The 23,920-nt window shown below is 45.0% G+C and carries 19 protein-coding genes; 8 read left to right on the top strand and 11 right to left on the bottom strand.

Going from position 1 to position 23,920, the window contains the following annotated elements; translation table 11 throughout:
* Positions 1-489: 489 nt before the first annotated feature.
* Positions 490-1,122, bottom strand: coding sequence for a peptide chain release factor H (prfH, locus tag FEF09_RS09395; RefSeq protein ID WP_146304870.1), 633 nt, complete (start codon positions 1,120-1,122; stop codon positions 490-492).
* A gap of 4 nt (positions 1,123-1,126) precedes the next feature.
* On the bottom strand, positions 1,127-2,527 hold the full coding sequence (locus FEF09_RS09390) for an RtcB family protein (RefSeq protein WP_186774257.1): 1,401 nt from the start codon (positions 2,525-2,527) through the stop codon (positions 1,127-1,129).
* Positions 2,528-2,981: 454 nt separating this feature from the next.
* Between FEF09_RS09390 and FEF09_RS09385 the strand changes: the two genes are divergently transcribed.
* Positions 2,982-3,356: a transmembrane 220 family protein gene (locus FEF09_RS09385; protein WP_146304868.1), complete on the top strand. Its 375-nt coding sequence runs from the start codon at positions 2,982-2,984 to the stop codon at positions 3,354-3,356.
* Between the two features lie 82 nt (positions 3,357-3,438).
* Here FEF09_RS09385 and FEF09_RS09380 read toward each other — a convergent pair whose 3' ends face one another.
* The 6 genes from FEF09_RS09380 to FEF09_RS09355 form a co-directional block, all read right to left on the bottom strand.
* On the bottom strand, positions 3,439-6,855 hold the full coding sequence (locus FEF09_RS09380) for a ThuA domain-containing protein (RefSeq protein ID WP_146304867.1): 3,417 nt from the start codon (positions 6,853-6,855) through the stop codon (positions 3,439-3,441).
* Between the two features lie 78 nt (positions 6,856-6,933).
* Positions 6,934-7,752: a ThuA domain-containing protein gene (locus tag FEF09_RS09375; RefSeq protein ID WP_146304866.1), complete on the bottom strand. Its 819-nt coding sequence runs from the start codon at positions 7,750-7,752 to the stop codon at positions 6,934-6,936.
* A gap of 12 nt (positions 7,753-7,764) precedes the next feature.
* Positions 7,765-8,478, bottom strand: a complete 714-nt coding sequence (locus FEF09_RS09370; protein ID WP_089812000.1) for a DUF1080 domain-containing protein — start codon at positions 8,476-8,478, stop codon at positions 7,765-7,767.
* Between the two features lie 131 nt (positions 8,479-8,609).
* Entirely contained in the window at positions 8,610-9,026 is a 417-nt protein-coding gene (locus FEF09_RS09365; RefSeq protein ID WP_012794840.1) for a c-type cytochrome, read from the bottom strand.
* Positions 9,027-9,357: 331 nt separating this feature from the next.
* The gene (locus tag FEF09_RS09360; RefSeq protein ID WP_146304865.1) at positions 9,358-10,413 is read right to left on the bottom strand and encodes a sugar phosphate isomerase/epimerase family protein; all 1,056 of its coding nucleotides are present in this window, start codon (positions 10,411-10,413) and stop codon (positions 9,358-9,360) included.
* Between the two features lie 13 nt (positions 10,414-10,426).
* The gene (locus tag FEF09_RS09355; protein ID WP_146304864.1) at positions 10,427-11,590 is read right to left on the bottom strand and encodes a Gfo/Idh/MocA family protein; all 1,164 of its coding nucleotides are present in this window, start codon (positions 11,588-11,590) and stop codon (positions 10,427-10,429) included.
* 685 nt (positions 11,591-12,275) lie between these two features.
* Here FEF09_RS09355 and FEF09_RS09350 point away from each other — a divergent pair.
* From FEF09_RS09350 to FEF09_RS09320, 7 genes are all read left to right on the top strand, one after another.
* Complete coding sequence (locus FEF09_RS09350) at positions 12,276-13,025, top strand: glycosyltransferase family 2 protein (protein WP_146304863.1); 750 nt, start codon at positions 12,276-12,278, stop codon at positions 13,023-13,025.
* Positions 13,026-13,031: 6 nt separating this feature from the next.
* Positions 13,032-14,750: an LIC_10190 family membrane protein gene (locus FEF09_RS09345; RefSeq protein ID WP_146304862.1), complete on the top strand. Its 1,719-nt coding sequence runs from the start codon at positions 13,032-13,034 to the stop codon at positions 14,748-14,750.
* Between the two features lie 449 nt (positions 14,751-15,199).
* Positions 15,200-15,868, top strand: a complete 669-nt coding sequence (locus FEF09_RS09340) for a DUF4253 domain-containing protein (protein WP_146304861.1) — start codon at positions 15,200-15,202, stop codon at positions 15,866-15,868.
* Positions 15,869-16,190: 322 nt separating this feature from the next.
* Positions 16,191-19,544: a preprotein translocase subunit SecA gene (secA, locus tag FEF09_RS09335; RefSeq protein WP_146304860.1), complete on the top strand. Its 3,354-nt coding sequence runs from the start codon at positions 16,191-16,193 to the stop codon at positions 19,542-19,544.
* Between the two features lie 105 nt (positions 19,545-19,649).
* Positions 19,650-20,297, top strand: coding sequence for a deoxyribose-phosphate aldolase (deoC, locus tag FEF09_RS09330; RefSeq protein WP_146304859.1), 648 nt, complete (start codon positions 19,650-19,652; stop codon positions 20,295-20,297).
* Between the two features lie 10 nt (positions 20,298-20,307).
* Positions 20,308-20,748: an SPOR domain-containing protein gene (locus FEF09_RS09325; protein ID WP_186774256.1), complete on the top strand. Its 441-nt coding sequence runs from the start codon at positions 20,308-20,310 to the stop codon at positions 20,746-20,748.
* Complete coding sequence (locus FEF09_RS09320; protein WP_146304857.1) at positions 20,732-21,907, top strand: M20 family metallopeptidase; 1,176 nt, start codon at positions 20,732-20,734, stop codon at positions 21,905-21,907. The genes FEF09_RS09325 and FEF09_RS09320 overlap by 17 nt, the downstream gene beginning before the upstream one ends.
* Positions 21,908-22,048: 141 nt before the next feature.
* On the opposite strand, the gene FEF09_RS09315 is transcribed toward FEF09_RS09320, so the two are convergent.
* The 3 genes from FEF09_RS09315 to FEF09_RS09305 are packed head-to-tail and all read right to left on the bottom strand — an operon-like array spanning position 22,049 to position 23,901.
* A complete protein-coding gene (locus tag FEF09_RS09315) occupies positions 22,049-22,714 on the bottom strand; it encodes a hypothetical protein (RefSeq protein WP_146304856.1) in 666 nt (221 codons plus the stop codon).
* Positions 22,715-22,732: 18 nt separating this feature from the next.
* Positions 22,733-23,104, bottom strand: a complete 372-nt coding sequence (locus tag FEF09_RS09310) for a GntR family transcriptional regulator (RefSeq protein WP_146304855.1) — start codon at positions 23,102-23,104, stop codon at positions 22,733-22,735.
* A 29-nt stretch (positions 23,105-23,133) separates the two neighbouring features.
* Positions 23,134-23,901, bottom strand: a complete 768-nt coding sequence (locus FEF09_RS09305; RefSeq protein ID WP_146304854.1) for a hypothetical protein — start codon at positions 23,899-23,901, stop codon at positions 23,134-23,136.
* Positions 23,902-23,920: the final 19 nt, after the last annotated feature.

Raw genomic sequence — 23,920 nt, 5'->3', positions numbered from 1 at the left:
CACGAAAAATGACCGGGTTAAATCAATATCCTGGTCTTAGAGGGACAATATATAACTCCTTACTTCAGATTAACTCCAATACTGAGCTGCCACGCAGTTCAGCGTAAATACATCCAATCAATTGTTTTACCTGGGAATTTTGGTACACACAGTTTTAAAAGAGTACAGTTTAGTTTTGAGTACAGTTTAGTTTTTTCATATACGTGTTAACATCAAATTTTAGGGAACATGGAAATTAGATTTTGGTTATACTTTACGACACACTAAAATTTCAATTGTTAACTGCATAACAAGGTAACACATTCGTTTAATTTAAGCAAGACAAGCTGCAAATTTTTAATCAGCTTTTAAGAATTTAGTACTAGTTTTTTCAAATCTTAAATAAATCAGCCGTTCCGGGAACCGGAATTACGAATGACAGAAGTCCTGCAGCAGTAAACGTATTTTTTACACTCATTCCTCCGCATTCGTAATTCATCATTTCCGGTATCATAATTTATCAGTAATCACCTTCACCGCCCGGCCTCTTTCCAGCTCATTATGCTCCTGCCACTGGTCCTGTTGTTTTGCCAGCAGTTGCTCCATCTGCCAAGCCATAAACTTCGCTTCCAGTCGTTTCAGACAAAGCTGCTTGTTCTCCAACTGAGAACGGCTGTCCATCGCCAACACCTGTATACCTGATGGCAGATGTGTACCACGCACCGCCGTCTCTACTTTGTTGACATGCTGTCCGCCCGGACCGGATGCCCGGCAGGATTCCAGTTTTACATCTTTTAAATTCCACTCCTGCTGTTTATTCACATCAAAGACCTCCACACCCACAAACCAGTTCTTTCGTTTGTGGTACTTTCTGAAAGGACTCTGCGCCACCCACTGTATTGTACCCCGCCATTCCTGTATAAACGCTTCGAGGGTCTTGTTGTTCGAAATACCTGCTGTCTGAATGAGTAATACTGCTGACAGCAATGTGCCTTTCAAATTACCTTTTTTGCTTTCCAGTAAGGTGATATCCAATGCCTTTCCGCGGGCATCCTTCATCATCATCTCCACCACGCGGGCCACCACTCTGCTACATTCCTCCGGACCTCTCCCTGAGGTTACCTGTATAACTGACTTGTTCATTGTACTACTCTTTATGCATTTTTACAATCCGGGGCAGGAACCTTCCTTCTATTGCCACCAGTTCTTCCTGCGCGCCAATCACGCTTTCGATGTCCTTATAAGCCAGCGGGTTCTCTTCCACACTGCCACCTATCAGGGTAACATTCGCAGCCGCCAGCATCTTCTTTAAGGCCGATACGGTCATGCTCTCTCTTGCACGCTTACGGCTCATTGCTCTTCCCGCGCCATGTGAAGCAGAATACAATGCCTGTTCATCGCCCCTTCCAGACACCAGATAAGCCGCGGTTGTCATACTACCGGGGATAATGCCCAATTCTCCTTTATGTGCCGGTGTAGCCCCCTTACGATGCAAAATCACTTTGCGGCCATCCGACAGAGTATCTTCCCATGCGAAATTGTGGTGGTTTTCAATGGTTGTCAGCCGTTGTAAGCCCAATGCTTTGGCCAGATTAATATGGATCCTGTCATGACAGGCTTTGGCATAATCTCCGGCCAATTGCATACTCAGCCAGTATTCCTGTCCGGCCTCACTGTTCATATCCAGCCACGCCAGTTGCTGTGCCTCTCTTGGCAGCTTACAGGTATCCATCGCGATCTTTGTATAATGCATCGCTACATTTGCACCTAAACCACGGCTGCCGGAATGTGATAACAAAGCGACATAATCCTTTGCCGGTAATCCAAGTGAATTGTCTTCTCTTAAAGTGATCATACCAAATTCCACGAAGTGATTACCACTACCGGAACTTCCTAACTGACGTGCTGCTTTGGACTGTAGCTTTCTCAGCATCTCAGTGGACTGAAACGCCGGATCATCCAGCACCGCATGTTCCTGTGCGACTTCCAGTCCGCCTTCCATACCGAAATGTGTCCAGTCTTTCAGTGCCACCTTCATCTGATAAGCAAAGCGTTTAAGAAAACTCTCCCCTTCATCAAAAATGGACAAAGCCATACGGCAACCGATATCCACGCCAACAGCATAAGGTACCACCGCATTTGCAGTAGCCAGTACACCACCTATCGGCAGACCATAACCTGTATGTGCATCCGGCATCAATGCGCCCTGTACCGTTACCGGCAATGACATCGCCAGCTCCATTTGCTTTTTAGCGCCGTGCTCTATTTCCTTTGCACCATATATTTTTAATCTGCCTGTTTGCTCCAGTAATGAAAACTCCTGATGATGACACACTTCTTCATTATCAATAAAAGTAGCGGCAATCTTACCGAGTACTTCATCACTCAGATATTGTTCAGGGGTTGCTTTCACTGCTGTCAGCAATGCAAGCAACTGCTCCTTTGTATGATGCTTAAAATGTTTTGAAATTGTATTAATGACCAGACTTCTTGCACGGTCATTTGTATAACCGATCTTACTCAGTTCTTTTGTGCGTAAATTGCCCATGTGGGTACGAATAAATTGTATAGATAAATATACCATTCAACGAAAGGTGAACGGTGATTTGTGGCAATAAGAACCCTTTCCGCACTTGCGGTTCCGCGCTATCTATACAGACATAACAATGCCGCTCGTCAGTGAATAACGATGATTGCATAACAGGCCGCTGAGAGGCAATAAAAGCCTTGTCAGACAACAGTCTGTTGCATGCGGCCGGCATTACGTACAGGCATTAAACGTACTGATGATGAATAAACATCAATACATGCGCACGTCCTGATAAATGAATAAGGAATGAATGCCTGAATCAGGCAGCGGGCGAAAAGGGTAATATGTGAATACGTTCTGTCATGATTCCTTTCAGTTTTAGAAGTGAGTAATAAGGAATACGGTTGCAAAGGTATATATTTTCTATATTATATCAAGTATCTTCGTCTTTTAGCTGATAATTTTTTTCAACATGAAAATATTCAATATTGTCTGGTGTGTGTTGTTCATCATTTTCGCCGGACTCCAATACAATGATCCTGATCCATATGTATGGGTACCGATTTACCTGTTTGGTGCAGGTTGCTGTCTGCTTGCTGCAAGGGGACGTTTTTACAGGAAGGCATATATCTTTGGCATCTTCATTTACCTCGCATATGCCGCTTATCTCTTCTTTGATAAAAATGGTGTGATAGGCTGGGCAACTGAACATCATGGGGAAAACATCGCAGAAACAATGAAGGCGGGTAAACCATGGATTGAAGAGACAAGAGAATTCTTCGGATTATTCCTCCTCATCATTGTGTTACTGGCTAACTATTTTTACGCCGGTAAAAAGAAAGCATAAATAATACTAACACAAAGGTATAAACGTAAACAGGGTATCTGCCAGGCGGCGGATACCCTGTTTCGTTATCTGAACAATACTTTTACTTACTCAGCAGCTGGAATGTAGTAATACCCAGATTACCTTTCTCAGCCGGATCAGCGGATTTAAGACGCACATACAATGTGTGTTTCTTTCCATCTGCAATTGGTGCAAAAGAGACATTCGCTGTGTTTGGCGCTTTTGCTTTAGCACCTACGCCAATCAAAGTTTCTCCCAGTTTTACACCTTCTGCTTTATCAAGGAATATTTCAACGGTATAACCGTATTTCAATGGTTCCTGTGTAAAGTAAATAACATCGATACCTGTTACCGCAGTCAGATCGATACCGTTGTAAGTTACCCATCCGTTAGCCGTTGGTATCAACAGTTTCTTACCGTCATATTCAAATGTAGATACTGCATCAGATTTATCAAAGGAAGACGCAGGGATCTTCGGACTTCTCAATGATACCGCATCTGTACCGGTGATTGGTTTGATACCAGGACCACCTTTGTCAGTATAGCTGGCCATCAGGTACAATACACCATTATCTTTTTCAGGTTTTCCTGTAGTAGGATCGATTGTACCATTTACCGGTAATGATGGAGCCTGTTTGTTAGCGCCACCTACTGACATGATATATTCTACCAGCTGATGTGCTTCTGACTGTGACAAAGTAGGGTGTGCAGACATTGCTGTTTCGCCCCATACGCCGCCACCGCCTTGAATGATCTTGTTAGCAAGATAATCAGCCGCTTTTGCGTCGTCTTTGTATTTCTCTGCTACCTGCTTGAAGCTTGGTCCGATAGATTTCTCATCTGGTTTATGACAGGTTTTACAATCACTTGCTTCCATGATATTCTTACCTGCGATCGCTCCGGTAATGATCTGGTGGCCCTGCTGAGGTGCCTGTGCCTTGTCATTACCTTCCATGTATTCAGCTCTCACGTACAGGTTGGCTGCATCGATCTTTCCATCCGCAGTAGAACCATCTTCCTTATCATTTACAACGATGTTATAAGCAACAGGTTTACCGGAAAAGTAGAACATGGTATTACCCGTCACATTTACTTTCACCTGTGGGGTTTCATTACCTGCGTACAGTTCGATGCCTTTGCTACGTGTGCTTACACCATTGGCATCCACCACTTCCACAGATACTGCATATTCACCTGCTGTTGTAAACGTCGCTTCTGTTTCTGGCTCTTTGGTTTCTTTTTTGTTACCGTTACCGAGGTACCAGATATAAGTCAGCTGATCGCCATCCGGATCGGAAGAACCTTTTGCACTCAGTTTCACTTTGAATGGCAGACCACCGGAGAGTTTATCTACATGGATTTCTGCCAGTGGTGCACGATTACCGCCGTTGTAGTCAATACGTGCCAGACCAGCATCTTTATTCTTGCTGAACCAACCGTTACCATATTCCAATACATAAATGCGGCCATCAGGTCCCATTTCCATATCGATAATAGCGTTGAACTTAGTACCCGGCATGAAATCTTCTGTCTTTGACAGGTTATAATCCTTATCAAACGTAACAGCTTTTATCCAGCCACGTACCCAGTCATAGATAAACAGTTTGTTGTTATAGTAATCCGGGAAACGGGTTTCCTTCGGATAGAACTCATTATAGTATACAGGTCCTGCCATGGCGTTACGACCACCGCTACCCATTGACGGAAAGTCCGGTGATTTCGCATACGGATACCAGATAAAGGCTGGTTGTGCAGGTGGCAGATCTTTGATACCGGTATTGTTGCGTGAGTTATTCACAGGCTTTGCCGGATCGAATGCAGGGCCGCTCTTACCTGTTTCGTAATCATACAGGTGATAGGCATAGTTGTTACCCACGAACATCGGATAACCAAAGTTGCCCGGTTTCTTTGCCTGATTGATTTCGTCGTATCCACGCGGACCACGATCCGGTTTGTCATCATTGGCATCAGGACCTACCTCACCCCAATACACATAACCGTTTTTACGGTCTACGGAGATACGGTAAGGGTTACGGGTACCCATTGCAAAGATCTCAGGGCGGGTATTTGCCGTGCCCTGTTTGAAGAGGTTTCCATCAGGAATGCTGTAGGTACCATCTTCGTTGATCTTCAGGCGCAGGATCTTACCACGCAGGTCATTGGTATTGGCAGAGGTGCGACGGCCATCATATTGCAGATGTCCCGGACGGTCATCCAGCGGACCGTAACCATTGCTGACATATTTCTGTCCGGGTTCGTCGAATGGCGTACTGTTATCACCGGTAGAAAGGTATAATAAACCACCCGGACCGAAGGTGATAGAACCACCGGTATGGCAGCAGATATTACGCTGTGAATATAACTGGAGAATCACTTTCTCAGAAGCGGTATCCAGCACATTATTCTCAAACTTAAAGCGGGACAATCTGTTTACAGAAGTGTCGGCCGGAGAATAATAAACATATACGTAGTGATTGTTTGTAAAATCAGGATCCGCAGCTAAACCCAGCACACCTTCTTCTGCATTCACATTCGGTGTTTCTGTTTTATAGTACACACGCAGGAAGCCTGCCTGTGTCAGTTTACGGCTGGTCTGATTGAAATACATGATCTCACCACGGCGTTGAGCCACGAGAATGTTGAGATCAGGGAGAATCGCCATCTCTGTTGGTTCGAAGAACTCTCCTGAGATGAGCACATTTTTAGTGAACCTGTTTTCTTCAGGCACACGTAATGTCTTTACCTGAGCATAATCCAGCAGGGTATTTTTACCAATGGCATACTTGATACCACCGAGGATATGCGCCAGAAATTCTGATTCAGAATAAGATTCGTTGGTATGTCCTAATTCCGTGTAGAAAGCGCGGCCACCATCGAACTCGTGGTACCAGCTGATTGGATGTTCAGGACCATTGGTACCACCTTCATATGTTTTTTCATCAACAGTGATCAGCTTGTGTGTGTTCTTGTTGATCTTTTTGAAGTTATACCATTCGTCGGTATGTTCCCATGTATCAGGCAGCGTAGCGGTTGCCAGGAAAGACTTGTCTTTCACTGTCAGTTTTGCTTTGTGCGTACCGGCAGGGTGATTATCAAAATAAGCACCAACCAGTTCACCATACCATCCCCACTCATATTCTGTGTCGGTTGCGGAGTGGATACCTACGAATCCACCGCCGGCCTGAATATATCTCTCGAAATCGGCTTCCTGATAATTGTCCAGCACATCGCCGGTTGTGTTCAGGAAAATAACTGCAGCATATTTCTGCAGGGTGTCTTCTGTAAAGTTTGCAGCGTTCTCTGTAGTATCTACTTCAAAGCCATTTTCTTTTCCCAGTTTCTGGATAGCCTGTATACCAGCGGGGATGGAGGCATGCCGGAATCCTGCGGTTTTGGTAAACACCAGTACTCTCGGATTACCGGGCCGGGTTTTCTGCTGGCAGCCGGACATTACTGTTACCAGTAGTGCCAGCATCATCATTACGTACCTGATTTGCATGATAGTTTTTATGTTGATTTACACTTATGCAATACGCAGCCGCTATTAGCTGACGTACTGGAAGAGGGATTATGCGTTTTACTTTTTAGCCTTCATATTCATCGCATAGCGAAGTCCGCCCAATACATGCTGCAGGTATGCCTGATCGGCATAAGATTCTTTTGTGTGGCCCAATTCGGTATAGAAAGCACGGCCGCCTTCAAAGTCATGGTACCAGCTCATAGGATGGTTGTCACCATTCTTACCGCCTTCATAAGAGCTTTCATCAATTTTGATCAGTACGTGCACGTCCGGATTCAGGTCTTTAAAATTGTACCATTCATCCCAACGTGACCATTTTTCCTGCAGGTGGCTGGTCGCCTGATTATTGCGATCTACTACCTCCAGTGTGGCCTGTTGCTGTTTCGGATGACTGGTAAACCAGGCGCCCGCCAGCTTATTGTACCATGGCCAGCCGTATTCGGTATCGGTTGCCGCATGAATGCCCATGTAACCACCGCCGTTATGAATGTATGTTTCCATGGCCGTCTGTTGTTCATCATTCAGCACATCACCTGTTGTATTCAGGAACAATACAGCTGCATAACGTTTCAGGTTTTTAGCATTAAAAACGGACGCATCTTCAGTTGTGTCCACTTCGAAGCCATTCTCCTGTCCGAGCTTGATCATAGCTGTTTTCGCAACGGGGATACAGTCATGACGGAAGCCGGCGGTTTTGGAAAATACGAGTAAACGGGGGAGACGTTTTTTTGCAGATGCGGACTGACTGATAAAAGCGAAGCTGACAGTCAGCAGAAAGGATATCATTACAAATGTCAGGTTACGAACTGCGAATGAAGGTTCATTCGCAATCCGTAACTTGTCATTATTTATTTTTCTCACGTGGATATTCTTCATGTATGATGGGTATTACAGTTGGCGGATTTTAACACTACGATACCATACCTGATCGCCGTGGTCCTGCAGAGCGATATGACCCTTTGGATATTGACCGAAAGCTTTCCAGGTTTTGAATTTACTGTTATCCAGCAGTGTTTTCCACTCATCGCTACCCATGGTCGTTTCAATAGTCTGTACGCCATTCAGCCAGAAGGTCAGTTTACCGTCTTTCTTACGGATCACTGCTGTGTTCCACTCACCAACTGGTTTTGCAGCATATTTCTCAGATTTCTTCATATCATAAAGATCACCGGAATTGTGCTTGGTAAATTTACCATCCGGGTGTTTCTGATCATCCAGCACCTGCATTTCAGGACCAGACAGATAAGTAGCGCCCAGTTTAGGATCTTCGTGTACACCGAAGATGATACCACTGTTACCACCTTCAGAGATCTTCCACTCTATTGATAATTCATAGTTTTCATACTCGTCGTTAGTTACCAGATCACCACCGGGAGCGCCATTCTTTTTAGCGTCCTGATCGAGAGACAGTGCACCGTTTTCAACCTTCCAGGCAGCGCTTGGTTCAGTTTTCAGATAAGTGTGCCAGCCTTGTGTGGTCTTACCATCGAATAATAATTTCCATCCCGCTTTTTTTTCTTTTTTGGAAAGCGTGTTAGGTTCTTGTGCGGATGCGGAGAGAGTTAGCAGACTGAGTGCCAGAACGGGAATAATGTGCTTCATTGCAAATTGAGTTTTTTATAGCCGGCAATTGTAATACGGTACACCATAAAGCATACGGATCACAACTACCGGCTATATATGATAGTTAATTATAGAAAGCTGAGAGACCAAATACTAAAACTGTTATCTCACTATTTCAGAGACAGGATGTATTTTACCATCTCTTTAGCGTCATCTTTAGACAGATCTGCGTGTGGTGTCATCGCCACTTCACCCCAGTTACCGCTACCACCGGCGATCACTTTATCAGCCAGTTTGTCGATGTTTGCTTCAGTAGCTTCGTATTTCTGTGCTACTTCTTTATAGCCCGGACCTACCAGTTTGGTATCGATCTTATGGCAGGTTTTACAGTCTTTCTGCTCGATCAGCGCAGCACCTTTAGAAGCTGCAGCTTCAGCAGCGCCCGGAGATACCATGGAGTTATCTACCGGAGTTTCACTGGTAGCAGCTGATTCTTCTTTCTTTTCGGTTTTGTTCTCGCTACCGCCACCACAGGAGGCCAGCAGAACTACGCTCAATACAACAGGCGCCAGAAAACGCATTCTCATTTTTCGATTATTTATAAGTTACCAGATTTATAACTCAGGAATTACAACGCACGAATCAGTAATTGTCCGGCCCTACACATACACAATACTTTTTGATGTCTTCCAAGCCATCCAGGAAAACAGCAGCATTGTAATGGTAATATGTAAGGCTTTTATGAAACAAATCCCTGATCGTTAATGGTTAATTCCTGATTGACAATATACTCATCCTTAAAGAACGATTCAAGTAGTAAATGATGAACGTCAGAATCGGGTAGCTTTTGTTTAGCATATAAAGTTATATTTTATGTCCACCCCCAATTCCTGATTCCCGGTTGTTAATCCTCAATTGTCAATTGATTCCTAACACCTTCTTATTCAATTCCTCATCTGCTCCGCCACCTGCAAAGTCATCAAATGCCTTTTCAGTTACGCGGATGATGTGATCTTTGATGAACGGCGCGCCTTCTCTTGCACCGTCTTCCGGATGTTTGATACAGCATTCCCATTCCATAACAGCCCAACCGGTGAAATCATACTGTGTCAGTTTGCTGAACACGGCTTTGAAATCAACCTGTCCATCACCGAGAGAACGGAATCTACCCGGACGGTCGATCCATCCCTGATAGCCGCCGTATACACCGGAACGACCGGTAGGATTGAATTCTGCGTCTTTTACATGGAACATTTTGATCTTTTCATGATAAATGTCGATGTATTGCAGATAATCCAGGCATTGCAGTACGAAGTGACTTGGATCGTACAGCAGGCAGGCACGGTTGTGATTGCCGGTAGCTTCCAGAAAACGCTCGTAAGAAGCGCCATCATGGAGGTCTTCACCCGGGTGGATCTCATAACAGAGATCAACACCGTTGGCATCAAACTCGTTCAGGATTGGTAACCAGCGGTTAGCCAGTTCTTTAAATCCTGTTTCTACCAGCCCTGCAGGACGCTGAGGCCATGGATATACGGTATGCCACATCAGTGCACCACTGAAAGTAGCGTGCGCATTTAATCCGAGGTTTTTGCTGGCTTTAGCAGCATATTTCAGCTGATTGACCGCCCATTCGGTACGGGCAGCAGCATTCCCTCTTTTATCAGCAGGCGCGAAGCCGTCAAACAGTTCGTTATAAGCAGGGTGGGTAGCAACCAGCTGTCCTTGCAGGTGCGTAGACAGTTCGGTGATTTCCAATCCTGCGGCATTTACGATGCCTTTTATTTCATCTGCATATGTTTTGCTTTCAGCAGCTTTCTGCAGATCTATCATACGTGGATCCCAGGTAGGTATCTGCACACCTTTAAATCCTAATCCGGCTGCCCATTTACAAATACTATCCAGGCTATTGAAAGGCGCAGCGTCTCCGAGGAACTGCGCCAGGAAAATACCAGGCCCTTTGATGGTCTTCATATTCTAAATGCTTTTAAAGTTCAAATGTTGTCCATTTCTCTGTACTCTGGCTGGATTTCACAACGTTATCGATGAATGCCATACCACGGATACCTTCTTCTACACCCGGGAAATCCAGTGATTCAGGAGATGGGGTCTTACCATCGATCTTAGCCTGCAAAGTTTGTGCAAAATTGCGGTAGAGGTTACCGAATGCTTCCAGATATCCTTCCGGATGACCACCCGGTGTACGGGTATTGTGGATAGCATAGCTGCTCTGGTAAGAGCCATAGCCCGCGCCGGCACGATAGATCTCGGTTGGTTTATCCAGCCATTTTACCAGCAGGGTATTGGGTTCGTGTTGTGCCCATTCCAGACCGCCATTTTCACCATACACTCTGATTTTCAGTGCATTTTCTTCACCAGCAGCTACCTGAGAGGCCATAAGTACACCTGCAGCACCATTATCAAAACGCAGCAGTACGGCGCCATCATCATCCAGTGCACGATTTTCTACGAAGATGTTCAGGTCAGCACACAGTTTTTCTATTTTCAGACCACTGATATATTCAGCCAGATTCGCAGCATGCGTACCGATATCACCGAAACAACCGCTTTTACCGGAACGTTTAGGATCTGTTCTCCATGCAGCACCGGCACTATCTTTTTCAGTAGCACGGCTCAACCAGCCTTGCGGATATTCTACCCAAACCTTACGGATCTTACCCAGTACGCCATCAGCCACCATACGACGGGCCTGTTTTACCAGAGGATAACCGGTATAGGTGTGCGTGAGCAGCAGGGTCAGACCTGTTTCTTCTACTTTAGCCTTTATTTGTTTGGCTTCGTCGAGTGTAAAGGTGATCGGTTTTTCGATCACGACGTTAAAGCCTTTGTCCAGCGCCAGCATCGCAGGTTCGAAGTGTGCGAAGTTGGGCGTAACGATCGTTATAAAGTCCAGTCTTTCACTTTCAGGCAGCGCCGCTTCCTTCTCCAGCATCGTCTTGTAGTCAGTATAGGTGCGTGCAGGGTCCAGAAATAATATCTTCCCGGATTCAATCGCTACTTCAGGATTTACACTCAGCGCACCAGCTTTCAATTCGATCAGGCCGTCCATATTGGCAGCGATACGGTGAATAGCACCGATGAAGGCATCCTTACCGCCTCCGATCATTCCCATTCTTAACTTACGGTTCATTGGCAAAACGTTTTATTCTTTATAGGTTTTGAGTTGTCTTACAGACATAGTAACGTGGAACAAGCAAGGAGAGTTGATTAGTTTTTCACACCGTCGTACTCACTCCACATTGGCTTTTCCGGGGTCTAATATATAAAAAAGTACAGGCAACCGTCAATATAACAGCAAAATGACGACTTTCCAGGAGGATTCCCCCTGTCGCATTCCTGTTGAGCGAGACCTGTACGCTTTTTTGAACCAGACTATTCCACAAAACCTTAAATGTAGAAAACTCCACGCACATTTTCGTGTGATATTTTGATAAACGGATTAGGTAGGAACACTCATAAACTGTGCACCAAATGTCCTACTAAAGTGTTACAATTGACACTTTCTGAGCTAATAAAGGAGTAAAAAAACGGGAAAAATTGTAATACAAAGGGATGCTAACAAGGTATTCAGGTACAGACTTTTATAAAAAAATAAAGAGCCAAATAAGACTATCCGGCTCTTGTTTTACTATCCTATGAAAACCCTAATAATGTAAAGGTAAAGTGTTGTAACAAATGATAGTGTTAAACGGTCGTTAATAAATTAATTATTTTTCCAAACGAGCTGTGGCACTATTATTTTTTTTCTACATACTTTTTTTGCTTCTTTGCACCACTTTACGGCGATATAGCCGCAGAGAATGAAAATTGTCAATATGTCACAGTACTTACTTTCCGTGATCATCCCGGCCTATAACGAAGAAAGATATATATATGATATCCTGGAAAGAGTCCAGGCGGTTTCGCTTGCCGGCGATGTCCAGAAAGAACTGGTCGTAGTGGACGATTTCTCCAAAGACAATACCGGTGGAGAAGTGGCCCGTTTCCAGTCAGCCTATCCGAATGTAAAATTGCAGTACGTTCGTCATGAGGTGAATAAAGGAAAAGGCGCGGCTTTACGCACAGGTATTCAAAAAGCAAGTGGTGATTTCACCATCATTCAGGATGCCGACCTGGAGTATAACCCGGAAGAATATAACCGTTTATTGAAACCTATGTTGCAGGGTGTGGCCGACGTTGTATATGGTTCCCGTTTTATGGGTGACGGCCCTCACCGTATCCTGTTTTTCTGGCACACCATCGGGAATAAGTTCCTGACTTTCCTGTCCAATGCGCTGACCAATCTGAACCTGACAGACATGGAAACCTGTTACAAACTATTCCGCAGTCATATCATCAAACAGATCGATCTGAAAGAAAACCGTTTCGGGTTTGAGCCGGAGGTTACTGCGAAGATCAGTCGTGTGCCGGGTATCCGTATTTATGAAGTGGGTATCGCTTATTATGGCCGTACGTATGCCGAAGGTAAGAAGATCAACTACAAAGACGGATTCCGTGCGATTTACTGCATCCTGAAATACAATATCTTCAGCAGACAGAAAAAAACTGTCGATATCAATAAATAATCAACTATGCTGTTCCTGTTCGTTAAGTTCCTGTATATCATTATACTGTCTTTCCTGTATGGATATACGTTGCAGCGATTCCTGCAACACCGGATATTAAAGAACAGTGAGGCGCATCCACATTTCGCGCTGGTTGCACTGACCGGCAGTCTTGTCATGACCATACCCGCCGCCTGTCTCAGCTTCTTTATGCCATTGGCGGGCGTTGCTCATGGTATACTACTGGCGGGAGGGCTGCTTTGTTATCTTTTACAGCGCATACCTGTTCATCAGCAGATATCGGTTTACGTACGGGCGGCAAAAGCGGCTGGTAAAGGCAAACAGCTTTTCATGGGAATAGCTGTGTTGTATGTACTGTATATTTCTTCGCAGCAATCGCTTTCTTATGACGAGGGACTGTATTATGCACAGTTCATTAAATGGATGCAGCATTTTAAGATTGTTCCCGGACTGGCAAATCTGCACGAGCGTTTCGGATTTAATTCACACTGGCATGTATTGTCGGCTGTTTTCAATTTTTCATGGCTGACTGGTGTGGCGGATAATCACATCAATGGTGTGGTCTACCTGCTTACTTTATTATATCTCCTGCCGCGTGAGCAGGATAACAGATTTTTGACGCTTTTAAAAGCGGGTATGCTGGTGATGATCAGTATGCCGCAATTCTGTGTGTATAATACAACTGCGCCTGCGGCGGATATGGTGGTGTATTATATCAGTTGTCTGCTGATGGTGGTATGGCTGGAACATAGTATTAACGGGCAATCACAGCTTGCAGGAGATAACAGTGTGTTTTTACTGCTGGCGCCTGTATTCCTTGTAACCGTAAAGGTTTCTTCTATTCCGGTATTGATCATCACCGCGGTGTTGTTATGGCAGGTATTGCGTGAGAAAAAATACCTGCAGTTGATTGTACTGTGTGGGACGGGCGCTGTGATATTGTTACCATGGCTGGCCAGAAATGTGATGCTGACAGGTTATATCCTTTTCCCGATTGCCATGCCGGATTTCTTTCAGCTGGATTGGGCGGTATCTACAGATGTCATTTCAGCCACTACAAAGGATATTCACATTTTTGCCTTTTATCGGGTGGTGGATGCGTCACGATTTGCTTCAGAGAGTTTTGTACAACATTATATCAGCTGGTTCAAAGAGAGTGTACGCATATACGATAAGCTGCTGATACTGGCGGCATTTGCGGCGGTACCGCTGATTTCCTTCAGGAGAAAACGTTTGCCGGCGGGTACTTTACCGCTGTTTGCATTCCTGTTAGCCGGTTTAATTTACTGGATATTCCAGGCGCCTGATCCAAGGTTTGGCTACAGTTATCTTGTGCCGCTGGTGATCATAGCGCTTGCTTTATATGCTCCTTCTTTCAGTTTTAAACAGGTCAATCTGGCTGCGCTGACGATCACATTTGTGTTTATGATTGGTACTATCGGATTGGGACGTCATCTGCTGAAGGCATTTGTTAATGATAAACTGGTTGAAGTTGTGCATCATGCTGACTGGTGGCTGACACCTATGCCTTATACGCCGACGACGACGGTCATCGCCAATACGGCTGCGCCTCTTTTAACAACGACCAGTCACCTTTGCTGGGACAGCGAGATACCTTGTGTTTCCGTTATTCCTGACAATGTACAATTGAGAGGTGAAACCATTGAAAAGGGTTACAGGTGTTTCCGACGTGCATCTGCATCGTATAAAAGAAGGGAAAACTGATCACCCACGCGATTAACGGTAAAATAATATCAGTAGTGCTATTTATTGGGCTATGTTCAGATTCGTCGCTTATTCGTCGCAGATTCGCCACAGATTCGTCGCTTGTTCGGCCGTAGGATAAACGGCCTTTTTCTTCCCAAATTCTCCAAAAACAATACTTTTTTCTCCTTTTTCTGTCCCTCCATCTTCTTCCACTTATACTACGCTGTCATTACTCCGTTATCTGATCGTTATTTCTTCGTTCACAAGCGTATCAGTAAGGGCTTAATGAGGAGATAACGAGGAGTTTATGCAATGAATTGATACTGTATGACCTCATCAGTTGTCCTTCTCTTTTCAAATGACATTGTCAACTATCCGTCACAGGTATACGAAAGAAGTAGTAATTATTCTACACTGATTTCTCAATGGAAACATTTTGTACATTTATTTAATATTTACGTAGACCTATGAATAAAATCCTATTATCCTTATCGCTGGCAAGCGTGATGTATGGCTGTAATGCAGCAGGCAGGGAGAAAAATCCTTTACTGCAGAAGGACTACGCATTAGCTGACACCTTACACTATGATCACGCGGTCATTGACGCATTGAGAGAAAGCATATCCGGTAACATCATCAGATTAGCACCAACATTACGTGAACTGAATGGGGCAGCGGGACTGGAAGACGCGTTACAGTTTGAGTATGATGTAACTGCGGAAAACAGTGGTGATTACGAAAAGTTAAGGGCAGTCCTCAAAAAGCAGGGATATCTTTTATTTAAGTCGGAAGAAAACTTCGGTACCAAACCGGACAAGTATGCAGTACTGAAAACCAACAACCAGTTTGATATCATCCGGTTCCGGGCTACTAATGGTGCGAACTATGATATCAGCAACGACAGTATTATGCGGAAACTGCATCATCTGTATGAAAAAGAAGCGTTTGAGATAACCGGTGCAGATATTGACTGGGTAGAGGTACATCTGAATAAGTTAAATCAGGCGGATGCGATGACTTTCGCCAGTGATGTTTATGAGTTTTGTCCGGATCTGGCAGAGCAGGGAACGGAGACAGTGGAAAATCTGGCAGCTGAGATATTGGAGACAAAACAGCTCTTCCTTTGGTGGGATTAATAACACTATTTTAACATTTGAAGCCGCCTCGTCCACAACAAGGCGGCTTTTTTGCACCCGTATCATACTTTGCAAGTACCCAAAGCCCTTTCCCATGCTATATTCCAGTTAAAAATCCATTCCTGCTGCCACAATACCGCATTTAGCCTTCACTATGTGCAAATAATTCCTAATTTTACAGGCCTTGCCAATGCCGGGAGAGCCTGACAGCTTGTCATCGGATGCTATGTAAGCATAATATTTGGGTAGGGAAGTCCGGTATCGGAAAGACTTCGTTCTGGACTGTACAACTGTTTTAACAATCATTCGTAATAAACTCAACATGTTAGGTTTTTTAACTAAACTTTTTGGCGGGCACAAGTCGGAGAGAGATATCAAAGCTATCGAGCCTATTGTGAGGCAGATCAACGCGGAGTATGAAAAACTTCAATCCCTTCCTGTAGACCAGCTACGTAACAAAACGCAGGACTTCCGTTTGCGTATCAGCACTCATCTTGCCAAAATTGACGAGACCATTGCTGACAAGAAAGCAGACGCAGAATTTGCGCAAGACGTAGCCCAGAAAGACGTTATTTATCAGGAAATAGATAAACTCAAGAAAGAACGTGATACACAGCTGGAAGGTGTACTCAAGGAGATTCTCCCTGAGGCATTTGCAGTTGTAAAAGAAGCGGCCCGCCGTCTCTCACAGTCACCAACCATCACTGCAACAGCAACTCCGCTGGACAGACAGCTGGCTGTCAGAAAAGATTATGTGACAATTGACGGTGACAATGTGACGTGGAAAAACAGCTGGACTGCTGCTGGTAATACTGTAACCTGGAACATGGTACATTATGATGTACAGCTCATTGGTGGTATTGCATTGCATCAGGGTAAAATTTCCGAAATGGCAACGGGTGAAGGTAAAACCCTTGTATCTACGCTGCCAGCCTATCTGAACGCATTAGCCGGTGAAGGTGTGCACGTGGTAACCGTGAACGACTACCTGGCTCGTCGTGACTCTGAGTGGAATGGTCCGCTGTTCGAGTTCCTCGGTATAACAGTTGATTGTATTGATAAACACCAGCCTAATACTGCTGAGCGTAGAAATGCCTACCTCGCGGATATTACTTATGGTACAAATAACGAGTTCGGCTTTGACTACCTGCGTGATAACATGGTGCATAGTCCGGATGAAATGGTACAGCGCAAACATCACTTCGCCATGGTCGATGAGGTGGATAGCGTATTGATCGATGACGCACGTACGCCATTGATCATTTCCGGTCCGATCCCCCGTGGTGACGAACAGGAGTTCCATGCATTGAAGCCGCGTATTCAGGCACTGGTAGAAGCACAGCGTAAGGCAACCAACCAGTATCTGCTGGAAGCGAAGAAGCTGATCTCTGAAGGTAAAGACGACGCGAAGACAGGTGGTATGGCGCTGATGCGTGCATGGCGTGGTTTACCAAAAAACAGTGCGCTGATCAAGTATCTGAGCGAACCGGGTGTAAAAGTATTACTGCAGAAAGCAGAGAACTATTACCTCGCAGATCAGCAGCGTGAAATGCCGAAAGTAGATGAAGAACTGTACTTCACTATTGACGAGAAAAACAACAGTGTTGACCTGACTGAAAAAGGTATCTCACTCATTACCCGTACGGGAGAAGATCCTCACTTCTTTATCCTGCCGGATGTGGGTTCTGAAATAGCAGAGATTGAAAAGAGCGGTCTGACTGCAGATGAAAAACTGCATCAGAAAGATATCCTGCTCCAGGACTTTGCACAGAAATCTGAACGTATCCACTCCATTCAGCAGTTGCTGAAAGCATACACCCTCTTCGATAAAGATGTGGAGTATGTGGTAATGGATGGTAAAGTAAAAATCGTTGACGAACAGACAGGTCGTATCCTTGATGGTCGTCGTTATTCTGATGGTCTGCATCAGGCGATTGAGGCAAAGGAAAACGTAAAAGTGGAAGCTGCTACGCAGACATTCGCTACCGTTACCCTGCAGAACTACTTCCGTATGTATCACAAACTGGCTGGTATGACCGGTACAGCGACAACAGAAGCGGGTGAGTTCTGGGAAATCTACAAACTGGACGTGGTAACCATCCCGACCAACCTGCCTATCACCCGTAAGGATGCGGAAGATCTGGTATACAAAACAAAACGTGATAAATACAGAGCGGTAATAGATGAAGTAAAGCAATTACAGGCTGCCGGTCGTCCGGTACTGGTGGGTACTACTTCCGTAGAAGTATCTGAATTGCTCGGCAAAATGCTGACCTTCGAAAAGATCCCTCACAATGTATTGAACGCGAAACAGCACGCCCGTGAAGCGCAGATCGTTGCAGAAGCTGGTCTTCCGGGTGCTGTGACCATCGCTACCAACATGGCAGGTCGTGGTACGGATATCAAGCTCGGACCTGGCGTAAAAGAAGCTGGTGGTCTGGCGATCATTGGTACTGAGCGTCACGAAAGCCGTCGTGTTGACCGTCAGCTGCGTGGTCGTGCCGGTCGTCAGGGAGATCCGGGAACCTCTCAGTTCTTCGTGTCTCTGGAAGATGACCTGATGCGTATGTTCGGTTCTGACCGTATTGCTGGTCTGATGGACCGTATGGGCTATAAAGAAGGTGAAGTGATCCAGCACAGCATGATCACCAGATCTATCGAAAGAGCACAACGTAAAGTAGAGGAAAATAACTTCGGTATCCGTAAACGTCTCCTCGAATACGATGACGTAATGAACAAACAACGTACTGTGATCTACTCTAAACGTAATCACGCACTGTTTGGCGAACGTTTGTCTATCGATATCGATAACTCATTCTACGATGTAGCAGAAAACCTCGTTACTACACATAAAAACAGCGGTGACTACGAAGCATTCAAACTGGATGCGATCCTGAACTTTGGTATCGACACAGATATCACACAGGAAGAACTGAACCGTACAGATACCACTGCGCTCACTACCCGTCTTTACCAACAGGCAAAAGATAACTACGAGCGTAAGACTTCTGAACTGGCACAGCAAACACTGCCTGTTATCGAGCAGATCCACCGCGAACAGGGTCATCATATCGAAAACATCTCCATCCCATTCACTGATGGTAAGAAAGGTATGAACATCCTCGCAAACCTGCAGAAAGTAGTTGACACGAAAGGTTTCGAAACCATCAACGCACTCGAACGCAGCATCACCCTGTCCCTGATTGATGAGGCATGGAAAGAGCACCTGCGTGCAATGGATGATCTGAAACAATCCGTTCAGAACGCCGTATTCGAACAGAAAGATCCATTACTGATCTATAAATTCGAAGCATTCAATCTCTTCAAAGACCTGAATGCAGAGACTAACCGCGAAATAGTATCCTTCCTGTGCCGTTCAGGTATCCCTGTTCAGGAAGATAACCGTCCGCAGCAACAGCAGCAGGAACTGCCACAGCAACCGGCACCACAACCACAGATCCGTGAGGGTCGCGAAGAAAAGACTGATATGAGCCGTATGCGTGCGACACATCAGGAATTTGATGGTGGTGATGCAGCCGTAGCAGAAGATTTCGCTTCTAATGCGGAGCAGATGAAGCAGGAGCCTGCGAAAGCGGGTCCGAAAGTAGGCAGGAATGATCCTTGTCCTTGCGGAAGCGGTAAGAAGTACAAACAATGTCACGGAAAAGATTTTTAGTCTTTTAGAGATATGAGGAAAGGGTTCGCTTACAGCGGACCCTTTTTTGTTGCGGATATGTCCATTTCCAGATTTCCCTTACTTTCGCACACGAAACCTGTCACAATGAAACTCAACAGATACATCGACCATACCGTTCTCAAACCTACCACTACCCTTGAAGATATCAAGACCCTTTGTATGGAAGCGGTAGAATACGATTTTGCTGCGGTATGTATACCTCCTCCCTTTGTAAAAATGGCCAAAACCTTTGTAGGGAATACCACAACGAAGGTGGCGACTGTAACCGGATTCCCGTTTGGTTATTCTGCGATTGAGGCAAAGGTGGCGGAGACCATACTGGCGATTGTGGACGGTGCTGACGAGATTGATATGGTGGCCAGCGTTTTGGCGATCAAAAATAAAGACTGGGCATATCTGGAAAAAGAGATCGCGACGATGATGGCGGTGATCCGTCAGCATGGCAAGGTCATTAAAGTGATCATTGAAAGTGGCATATTATTGGAAGAAGAGATTGTACAGTGCTGCGAACTATACGCCAGATATCAGGTGGATTTTGTAAAGACTTCTACCGGGTATGCCGAAAAAGGGGCGACCGTTGCTGCAGTATCACTCATGAGGGCAAACCTGCCGGCAAATATTCAGATAAAAGCTTCCGGCGGTATTCGTACCTTTGATTTTGCAAAGGAGTTGATCGACGCAGGCGCCACAAGGATCGGGACGAGCAATGGCGTGGCCCTCATGAAGGGATAAAAGTATGAATATGAAACACTTAATATTATTATTCTCCGGACTGCTGATCGGAGGCCTGGCAATAGCCCAGGACGGACCTATTGCCAGCAGCGGCGGTGTGAAAGTCGTAAAAGACAGTCGGCTGGACCTGCTGATCAGAAAACAGATCTACATCAACACCCTCGCTATCCGTAATCAACCGGGATTCAGGGTACAGGTGATTTCCACCAATAAAAGAAATGAGGCCAATGATGTAAAGGCACGCGCCATGCAATTATACCCTGATTACCGTACTTATCTGGACTACCAGGCCCCTTACTTTAAGGTGCGCATAGGTGACTTTAAAACCCGTGAAGAAGCGACTGATCTCAGAGAAAAAATGAGTGCCAGCTTCCCGGGAGGCGTATTTGTTGTACCTGCCATTATTAATCTGTCACCTGAGAAAGAAGCTGGTAATGAAGAATCGTATTAAAGAACTGGCGCATCAATACGCGCCGGAGTTCGTTGCTATCCGCCGTCATATTCACGCTCATCCGGAATTATCCTTTCAGGAATACGAAACATCTAAATTCCTGCAACAGAAACTGGACGAATTTGGCGTATCCTATACAGCTGGTATTGCCGGTACCGGCATTATCGCTACCATAGAAGGTAAGAATCCATCTTCCAAAACCATCGCTTTAAGAGCTGATATCGATGCACTCCCTATCACCGAAGCGAATGATGTACCTTATAAATCACTTAATACGGGTGTTATGCATGCCTGCGGACACGACGTACACACTACCTGTGTACTGGGTGCTACCCGCATTCTGCAGCAACTGAAAGACGAATTTGAGGGCACAATCAGAGTACTGTTTCAGCCGGGTGAGGAAAAACACCCGGGCGGTGCCAGTCTGATGATACAGGAAGGAGCACTGGAAAATCCCCGTCCTGACGCGATACTGGGTATGCACGTGCAGCCGGGTATGGAGGCAGGGAAACTGGGTTTCCGCGCAGGACAGTACATGGCCAGTGCGGATGAAATCTATATTACGATCAAAGGAAAAGGCGGCCACGCAGCTTTGCCTCACCTGACGGTAGATACCATTCTTGTGGCATCTCATCTGGTGGTAAGTCTGCAACAGGTGATCAGCCGTAATAATAATCCGTTTTCACCTTCCGTGTTGAGCATCTGTGCTTTCAACGGTGGTTATACGACAAACGTCATCCCCAGTGAAGTAAAGCTAATGGGCACTTTCAGGGCGATGGATGAGACATGGCGTTTTAAAGCACATGAGATCATCAAAAAACAGGCGACCGAACTGGCGCATGCGATGGGTGCAGAGATCGATATTGAAATACTGGTAGGTTATCCCTGCCTGTACAATAACGAGGCCGTAACCGGTAAAGCACGTGGTCTGGCAGAAGATTACCTTGGTCTGTCAAATGTAGAAGATACAGAAGTACGTATGGGCGCAGAAGACTTTGCCTTCTATTCCCAGATCGTTCCGGCCTGTTTCTTCCGTTTAGGTACCGGTAATATATCCCGTGGTATCACTTCCGGCGTACACACTCCGACCTTCGATGTGGACGAAAGCGCGATTGAAGTAGGTATTGGTACCATGGCATGGCTGGCTACCCAATTCTGATACAATAGCTTATTATATTGAGAAAAGCCGTTCGCATATGCGGACGGCTTTCTTTTTATTTAAACTAAAGTAACCAAAGAGGTCCGCTGGAAAGCAGACCTCTATCAACATAGCCTTTTTGTCTTATCGTTATAAAAAAGTTTATCTGATCTTTTTGATAGCGGATGCGGATACTCCTTCCATACGGAATACAGCCAGCGTCTCGATGTCCATCTGTACATCCTGATAAGGTACGTTGTAAGACTCTACAGCACTGTTTTTCCCTAAAGCGACCTGTAAAGAGTCTACTTTACTGTAATCACCATGCATTTTTAGTTCGCAGGCTTCTCCACCACTAACAGTCAGCTTGCCCAATTGTACATCAGTAAGATCAATACCACACCCTTCCTTTGCATGGATGTTCAGTACTGGTTGATTAAACCGTTGCAGGAAAACAGCACCTTCTTTTATCACTACGTCAGTGAGATCGGTACACTCCAGGATGCTTACGTGATAGTTCTTCAAATTGAGAAACAACGTATCATTATGAAATGAGTACATAAACTTGCCGTCCTGATTTTCTGTAAAAACAGCCAGATTTTTGTCACTTTTCATAACTGGTAACTGATGGTCCCGTGCCCCTTCCAATACCAGCACTTTGAATGGCTTTAAATCCTGTCCTCTTCTTGGCTGATTTACCTCCATTCTTATAGCTTCTTTGCCATTATAGCCCTTTTTATAATTTGCCCATATCACACTATCTGCTATCAGCATCAGCAGTATGAGCAGGCCTGCAAAAGCGATTAATAATTTATAACTGGTCTTCATGACTACCGTTTTAATGAATTACTTGAAATGGGATTTCTTAAACTTCTCGTAATGCGTCTTTAGTTCGTCCAGCTCAAGATCCAGCAGATAAATACTGCGGAAGAACTGTGGCAATTCATTCGCCAGGAACTGCTCCTTTTTTAGTTGCTTGATCTTCTTAGATGCACCACCTGCAACAAAGTAACCGATCCCTCTTTTATTATAGATGATCTCGTATTGCTGCAAATATTCACAGGTGCGCATCACCGTATTGGGATTCACTTCCAGCTGTACCGCCAGTTCTCTCACCGAAGGAATCCTGTCCTCTGGTTTCCACTTGTCGAGCAATACCTGCTCACACATGTAGTCGGCAATCTGGAGATATATAGCCTGCGTGTCTTTGAATTCCATAAATGATCTTTTTAAACCGATACTCCTGATTATATTTCCTTGTCTCTTAGCCGTGCATATGCCAGGGTCCACAGCATAGGCGGCAATAAGTATGTAGCTGTGAATATGAAAATCTTCTGCAATGTTTCCGGTATGACCAGTACATCATGGATTTCTCCTATAGAAGTTGCACCTTTTTGGATCTGTACGACGATGAACGGAAAATGAGAATACCATTCATCCAGAGTTTTACCAAAGAACAACATTACAAAAACAGTATTCAGGAGGTACAGGCAGAACAGAAAAACAGCCAGCAGAAAAATGGTTTTAATGAAACTATATTTTTGAAAATAAACAGCTCCCAGTAACATAAATGCCTGTGCGACGAACCATACAACATAGAAGTATTGCCACGGCATATCAGCTGTGAATGTTTTCAGGTCATTCACAATATGCACATGCTTCCTTGTATAGATGATCAGATCCATCGTCTGATAAGCCAGGTAAAATGCCACATGATAAAAGAGCAGAAAACCTACAGTAGTTACCAGCAAAGTGCTGATGAATTTTTCCATATGTGAGGCCGGGAATAACAGGTAGTCGATACCCTGCTGTTTATTACCTAATTCACTAAAACAAAGGCTGGTGAAAATAAGACCGGTAGCATACATCCCTATAAAGAACAGGGGCATTAATCCACTGGCTTTAATGGAAAAATTATCAGTAGAAGACACCAGCAGTAATATGAGCAACAGTACTGTCAGCACAATAACAGACATACCGTACAGCCGGAAGTTATCCTGAAAATGTTTTCGCATATACCACCCGAAACGAACC

The organism is Chitinophaga pinensis (assembly GCF_007896845.1).
GTDB lineage: Bacteria > Bacteroidota > Bacteroidia > Chitinophagales > Chitinophagaceae > Chitinophaga > Chitinophaga pinensis_C.
This window is presented reverse-complemented; position numbering and strand designations above follow the sequence as displayed.

Coding starts and splice junctions, on each gene's coding strand:
- FEF09_RS09375 (WP_146304866.1), bottom strand. CDS start 7,752: ATGAAGAATATCCACGTGAGAAAAATAAATAATGACAAGTTACGGATT.
- FEF09_RS09345 (WP_146304862.1), top strand. CDS start 13,032: ATGCTGTTCCTGTTCGTTAAGTTCCTGTATATCATTATACTGTCTTTC.
- FEF09_RS09320 (WP_146304857.1), top strand. CDS start 20,732: ATGAAGAATCGTATTAAAGAACTGGCGCATCAATACGCGCCGGAGTTC.
- FEF09_RS09380 (WP_146304867.1), bottom strand. CDS start 6,855: ATGCAAATCAGGTACGTAATGATGATGCTGGCACTACTGGTAACAGTA.
- FEF09_RS09390 (WP_186774257.1), bottom strand. CDS start 2,527: ATGGGCAATTTACGCACAAAAGAACTGAGTAAGATCGGTTATACAAAT.
- FEF09_RS09350 (WP_146304863.1), top strand. CDS start 12,276: ATGTCACAGTACTTACTTTCCGTGATCATCCCGGCCTATAACGAAGAA.
- FEF09_RS09355 (WP_146304864.1), bottom strand. CDS start 11,590: ATGAACCGTAAGTTAAGAATGGGAATGATCGGAGGCGGTAAGGATGCC.
- prfH (WP_146304870.1), bottom strand. CDS start 1,122: ATGAACAAGTCAGTTATACAGGTAACCTCAGGGAGAGGTCCGGAGGAA.
- FEF09_RS09360 (WP_146304865.1), bottom strand. CDS start 10,413: ATGAAGACCATCAAAGGGCCTGGTATTTTCCTGGCGCAGTTCCTCGGA.
- FEF09_RS09385 (WP_146304868.1), top strand. CDS start 2,982: ATGAAAATATTCAATATTGTCTGGTGTGTGTTGTTCATCATTTTCGCC.
- FEF09_RS09340 (WP_146304861.1), top strand. CDS start 15,200: ATGAATAAAATCCTATTATCCTTATCGCTGGCAAGCGTGATGTATGGC.
- secA (WP_146304860.1), top strand. CDS start 16,191: ATGTTAGGTTTTTTAACTAAACTTTTTGGCGGGCACAAGTCGGAGAGA.
- FEF09_RS09325 (WP_186774256.1), top strand. CDS start 20,308: ATGAAACACTTAATATTATTATTCTCCGGACTGCTGATCGGAGGCCTG.
- FEF09_RS09310 (WP_146304855.1), bottom strand. CDS start 23,104: ATGGAATTCAAAGACACGCAGGCTATATATCTCCAGATTGCCGACTAC.
- FEF09_RS09315 (WP_146304856.1), bottom strand. CDS start 22,714: ATGAAGACCAGTTATAAATTATTAATCGCTTTTGCAGGCCTGCTCATA.
- FEF09_RS09370 (WP_089812000.1), bottom strand. CDS start 8,478: ATGAAGCACATTATTCCCGTTCTGGCACTCAGTCTGCTAACTCTCTCC.
- deoC (WP_146304859.1), top strand. CDS start 19,650: ATGAAACTCAACAGATACATCGACCATACCGTTCTCAAACCTACCACT.
- FEF09_RS09365 (WP_012794840.1), bottom strand. CDS start 9,026: ATGAGAATGCGTTTTCTGGCGCCTGTTGTATTGAGCGTAGTTCTGCTG.
- FEF09_RS09305 (WP_146304854.1), bottom strand. CDS start 23,901: ATGCGAAAACATTTTCAGGATAACTTCCGGCTGTACGGTATGTCTGTT.